Annotated in this window: 5 protein-coding genes; 1 reads left to right on the plus strand and 4 read right to left on the minus strand. The window is 63.5% G+C overall.

What is annotated here, in order from left to right; translation table 11 throughout:
• Positions 1-959, minus strand: a 959-nt coding sequence (gene glf / locus B2V21_RS07565; RefSeq protein ID WP_286916497.1) for a UDP-galactopyranose mutase, incomplete at its 3' end; no start/stop codon positions are given.
• Entirely contained in the window at positions 947-2,116 is a 1,170-nt protein-coding gene (locus B2V21_RS07570) for a glycosyltransferase family 1 protein (RefSeq protein ID WP_286916498.1), read from the minus strand. The genes B2V21_RS07570 and glf, both read right to left, overlap by 13 nt.
• 312 nt (positions 2,117-2,428) lie before the next feature.
• On the opposite strand from B2V21_RS07570, the gene galE reads away from it, so the two are divergent.
• A complete protein-coding gene (gene galE, locus B2V21_RS07575; RefSeq protein ID WP_286916499.1) occupies positions 2,429-3,508 on the plus strand; it encodes a UDP-glucose 4-epimerase GalE in 1,080 nt (359 codons plus the stop codon).
• 102 nt (positions 3,509-3,610) lie between these two features.
• On the opposite strand, the gene B2V21_RS07580 is transcribed toward galE, so the two are convergent.
• On the minus strand, positions 3,611-4,891 hold the full coding sequence (locus B2V21_RS07580) for a TRAP transporter large permease (RefSeq protein ID WP_049859016.1): 1,281 nt from the start codon (positions 4,889-4,891) through the stop codon (positions 3,611-3,613).
• On the minus strand, positions 4,892-5,224 hold a 333-nt coding region (locus B2V21_RS07585), incomplete at its 5' end, for a TRAP transporter small permease subunit (RefSeq protein ID WP_286916500.1). It lies immediately after the preceding gene.

The following is a 5,224-nucleotide window of genomic DNA, read 5'->3' on the forward strand; positions in this document are numbered from 1 at the left end:
TACTCGTAGGTGATGCTGGTCTGCGGGTGTTGCTGCCCGGTCAGGTGCTTGTATTCGGTGATCCGTGTGTAGGGCACCGCTTCGTCCGGGTAATTGACCACGGCCACCGCTTGCAGCTGGGGTTGCTGCAACGTCTTGTGCTCGAAGCGCAGCGAACGGTAGGGCAGGCGGCCCAGACGGAAGCCGAAATACTCATCCACCGGGCCGCAGTAGATCAGCTGGGCGTAGGACAGCTGCTCGCGAACCTGGGCGAAATCGGTGTCCAGCAGCACGTCGATACGCGGGTGGTCGAGCATGTTCTCGAACATGCGGGTGTAACCGTCCAGCGGCATGGCCTGGAAGCTGTCGGTGAAGTAGCGGTCATCCTCGTTGGTGCGCGTGGGGATGCGCGAGGTCACCGACTTGTCCAGCTGCGACGGGTCCAGGCCCCATTGCTTGCGGGTGTAGCCCTGGAAGAACTTCTGGTAAAGCTCTTGGCCGATCTGATTGATCACCACGTCCTCGGAGGTGCGGATGCACTCCACCGGCTGTGCGCGCTCGGCTAGAAAGCGTTCGGCCTGAGCCTCATCCATCTGCAGGCCGAACAGCGTGTTGAGGGTCGTGAGGTTGATCGGAATCGGCACCAGATGATCGTCGACCTGTGCCAGCACTCGGTGCTCGTAGGGGCGCCACTGGGTGAAGCGCGACAGGTAGTCGACGATGCGCTGGGCATTGGTGTGAAAGATATGCGGGCCATAGCGGTGGACCATCACGCCGGCTGCATCCAGATGGTCGTAGGCATTGCCGCCGATGTGCTCACGGCGGTCGATCACCAGCACGTTCAGGCCAAGCCCTTCGGCCAGGCGCTCGGCAATGACGCTGCCGGCAAAGCCGGCGCCCACGACTACATAGTCGTAGGGACGGCCGTCGCCATGGGCGGACGGGCCGCGGCTGGCGCTTTCGAGGTTTACCTGAGGCATTCGATCTGCTCCTTCATGGCCGCGCAGGTTTTGTCCCACGACATGCCGTTCAATGCTGCATCGGCCTGGGCCAGCACGCTGTCGCGTGCCTCGGCGCCCAGGGCATGTTCTACCGCGGCGATGAAGGCAGCCGGTGTCTGGGCAATGGTCACGACCCCGCTGTCACCGTAATCGTTGATCACGTCGGCGATCGGCGTGGACACCACCGGGCGTCCACCGGCGAGGTATTCGGGGGTCTTGGTTGGACTGATGAAGCGTGTCGAGGCGTTGATGGCGAAGGGCATCAACGCGACTTCCCAACCGGCCAGATACTGGGGCAAGTCGCTGTACTGCTTGCCGCCCAGGTAGTGAATGTTGGCGCGTCGCGGCAGGGTCTGCGGGTCGATCTTGACCACCGGGCCGATCAGCACGATCTGCCACTGCGGCCGCTGTCGGGCCAGTTCATCGACCAGCTGGATGTCGAAGCGCTCGTCGATCACCCCGAAAAAGCCCAGCCGCGGATGGCCGATCGCCGTCTGGTCGGCGGGATCGGGGAGCAGTTTTCGGGCCTGGGCAAAATGGGCGATGTCGACGCTGCTGGGCATGGCGTGGGCGTTGGCGTGTTGGTGGCGCTTGGCCTCCCACAGGCTGTGCCCGCCGCTGAACACCACGTCGGCACGCGCCAGTAGTTGACGTTCCCTTTCAATGAGCTCCGGTGGCGCGCCCATGAACGCCGACAGCTCGTCCATGCAATCGAAGATCGTCACCTGGGCCTGCAGGTGGTCGGTGAACGCCAGGCTCATCGGCGTCAGGTACCACAGCAGCAATTCATCGTGTCGATGCTCGGCCAGGTAGGCATCGAGCAGTTCGCGTTGCAAGGCGATAACCCGTTCGTGGGGCACACCGGCAGGCAATTGCGGGACCAGCACGGTCACGCTCTGGGTGGGCTGGCTGGTCAGCAACTGCGGCTCGACGTGATCAGCGAACACTGGCTCTTCGAAGAACAGCACGTCATAGCCTTGCGCCAGGCGTGACATGACGTGCTGTGGGCGCTGGTAGACGAAGCCCCAGCGCAGATGGGACAGACACAGCATGAGCGGCCGGCGGGTGGGCGCAGGATCGCGCAGGGCGCGGGAATGAGCAGTGGGGGTAGAGCCGTTGGGCGCCACATCGTTCATGGGGGTGTCCTTGTTTCAGAGCCTGAATCGGGACTGAAGTCAGCGGGGACTGAGCTTCGACGCCACCCGTATGGATTGTGCGCGGCAATGAACAGACCCGGTGGGGAAGGTCATGATCTGTGCATTGGCAAGGTTTGGACGCTGCCGAAGCTGCGCTCGTTCAACTTTCCCCAAGCGACCGTCCGGCACTGCATGGGAACTCCATGGAGGGCCCGAGGGCATAGCTTCATAGGCCTGATCCCGTCGTCGTATCACGCAGGTGCTATCCCTTGATCTTGACCAGTGTGCCTGCGGGCGCCGGGAGCGACGACGATGATTCTGGTCACAGGCGGTACGGGTTATATCGGCGCGCAGGTCGTTTTGCAGTTGTTGGGCCACGGGCAGACGGTGGTCATTCTCGATAACCTGTGCAACAGCTCGCGCACCAGCCTGGAACGCATCGCCAGGCTGGGCGGACGGCGGGCACGCTTCGTCTTTGGCGACGTGCGTAATCGGGCGCAGCTGGACGCGCTGTTCGCCGACTTTCCCATTACCGCGGTGATTCACTGTGCGGGGTTGAAGGCGGTCGGCGAAAGCGTCCGCGAACCGTTGCGCTACTACGACAGCAATGTCGGCGGCAGCATCACGCTGTGTCAGGCCATGGCGACCGCTGGGGTCTTTACCCTCATTTTCAGTTCGTCGGCGACGGTCTATGGCGACAGTCCGCGGATGCCCATCGACGAACGCTGTGCGACCGGGCTGCCGACCAACCCCTACGGTTTTTCCAAACTGATGGCCGAGAACGTCATGACCAGCCTGGCCGCTTCCGATGCGCGCTGGTCGGTCGGGCTGCTGCGCTATTTCAACCCCATCGGTGCGCACGATTCCGGTGAGTTGGGCGAAGCGCCTGCGCAGGTACCCAACAACCTGCTGCCTTATCTGCTGCAGGTGGCCAGCGGGCAGCGGGACGTGCTCCACGTGTATGGCAACGACTACGCCACGGTGGATGGCACCGGGGTGCGTGACTACGTGCACGTCATGGATTTGGCCGAGGGGCACTGGCTGGCCTTGCAGGCCTTGATGGGGGGCAGCGGGGTGCAGGTCTGGAACCTGGGGACGGGGCAGGGCTATTCGGTGTTGCAGGTGGTCGATGCATTCACGCGCACGTGCGGGGTGTCTGTGCCGCTCGTGTTCGAGCCCCGGCGTGCGGGCGATGTTGCCCAGTGCTGGGCCGATCCGGACAAGGCGCGCCGTGAACTGGGCTGGCAGGCCCGACGCACCCTGGACGACATGTTGCGCGACGCCTGGCGTTGGGAGTGCCGATTGGCAGCCCAACACCGCCCCATCCTTTACACCCCGCGCATTACCCCTGTAGCAGTGGCGCAAGCCGCGTCCGAATTAGCCGCGGTGTGACAGCTTGACCGCATGTATCGCCGACGCGGCTTGCGCCGCTGCTACAGGGATTTTGGCGTGACGGACTGCTGCGGTGTGTCGCACACACCGCGGCAATCGGATTTACAACACCACGCTCGGCAGCCACAGCGAGATGGCAGGGATGTAGGTCACCATCATCAACACCAGGAACAGCGCCAGGTAGAACGGCAGCAACGCCTTCACCGTGGCCTCGATGGTCACCTTGCCGATCGCCGCACCGACGAACAGCACCGCGCCCACCGGTGGTGTGATCAAGCCGATGCCCAGGTTGACCAGCATGATCATGCCGAAATGCACCGGATCCACGCCCACGCTGACGACCACGGGCAGCAGGATCGGCGTCAGGATCAGAATCAGCGGCGCCATGTCCATGATCGTGCCGAGCATCAACAGCATCACGTTGATGCACATCAGCACCACGTAGCGGTTGTCCGACAGGGTCAGGAACGCCGTGGTGATCTTCATCGGGATTTCCATCAGCGTCAGGATGTAGCCGAAGCTGGCCGCGAAACCGATCAGAATCATCACGATGGAAATGGTCCGAGCTGCCCGATGCATCAGCTTGGGCAGATCGCGCCATTTGTAGTCGCGGTAGATGAACATGGTCACGAAGAACGACCACAGCACGGCGATGGCCGCCGACTCGGTCGCGGTGAATACGCCCGACAGGATACCGCCGAGAATGATCACCAGCGCCATCAGCCCCCACAGCGCTTCACCGGCGATCTTCAGCGCTTGGCGCATCGGGATCACTTCGCCCTTGGGATAATTGCGCTTGCGCGCAAAGATCATGCACAGGCCCATCATCACCGCGCTGAGCAACAGCCCCGGCATGACCCCGGCCATGAACAGCGAGGCGATCGACACCGAGCCACCCGCGGCCAGGGAGTACAGCACCGAGTTGTGGCTGGGCGGCGTGAGCAGAGCCTGTACCGAGCCGCTGACCGTCACCGCCGTGGAGAAATCGCGTGGATAACCTGCACGCTCCATTTCCGGAATCAGCACCGAACCCACCGAGGCGGTGTCGGCCACGGACGAGCCGGAGATGGCGCCGAAAAAGGTCGAGGCGACGATGTTGACCAGCGACAGTCCACCGCGCACGAACCCCACCAGCACGCCGGCGAAGGCCACCAGCCGTCGCGACATGCCGCCCTCGGCCATGATCGCGCCGGCGAGCACGAAGAACGGAATGGCCAGCAACGAGAACTTGTTGACCCCACCGGCGATCTGGATCATCAGCGCGTCGGCCGGAATCTCGATCCACCAGGCCCCGATCAAGGCCGACAGGCCCAGCGCATAGGCCACCGGCATCCCCACCAGGATCAGGGCGATGAAGCTGCCCAACAGTATGAGAGCATCCATTTACGCAGCACCTTCACTGGCTTCTACGACGTCGAACCGCATCACGGCGCGGTGGCTCTGGTCACCCAGGAAGAGCTTTTCCAGGATGAACACCAGGGTCACGATGCCGCCGAGCGGGATGGGCAAGTAGGAAATACCCACTCGCAGGGAAGGAATCTCACCCAGGTACTGGTTCCAGGTGTTGGCGCACAGCTTGAAGCCCTTGACGATCATGAACAGCGCGACCACCGCCATCAGGATCTGCACGGCCACCGCCGCCACTCGGCGCGCCTGCGCCGGCATGCGTTCCACCGCCATGGCCACGGCCATGTGCGCGCCGGCGCGGTAGCTGGC

Source organism: Pseudomonas sp. UBA6276, assembly GCF_002438365.1.
GTDB lineage: Bacteria > Pseudomonadota > Gammaproteobacteria > Pseudomonadales > Pseudomonadaceae > Aquipseudomonas > Aquipseudomonas coleopterorum.

What these genes read in the sequence shown, in the direction of transcription:
- B2V21_RS07570 (WP_286916498.1), bottom strand. Translation starts at nt 2,116, where the DNA reads ATGAACGATGTGGCGCCCAACGGCTCTACCCCCACTGCTCATTCCCGC.
- B2V21_RS07580 (WP_049859016.1), bottom strand. Translation starts at nt 4,891, where the DNA reads ATGGATGCTCTCATACTGTTGGGCAGCTTCATCGCCCTGATCCTGGTG.
- galE (WP_286916499.1), top strand. Translation starts at nt 2,429, where the DNA reads ATGATTCTGGTCACAGGCGGTACGGGTTATATCGGCGCGCAGGTCGTT.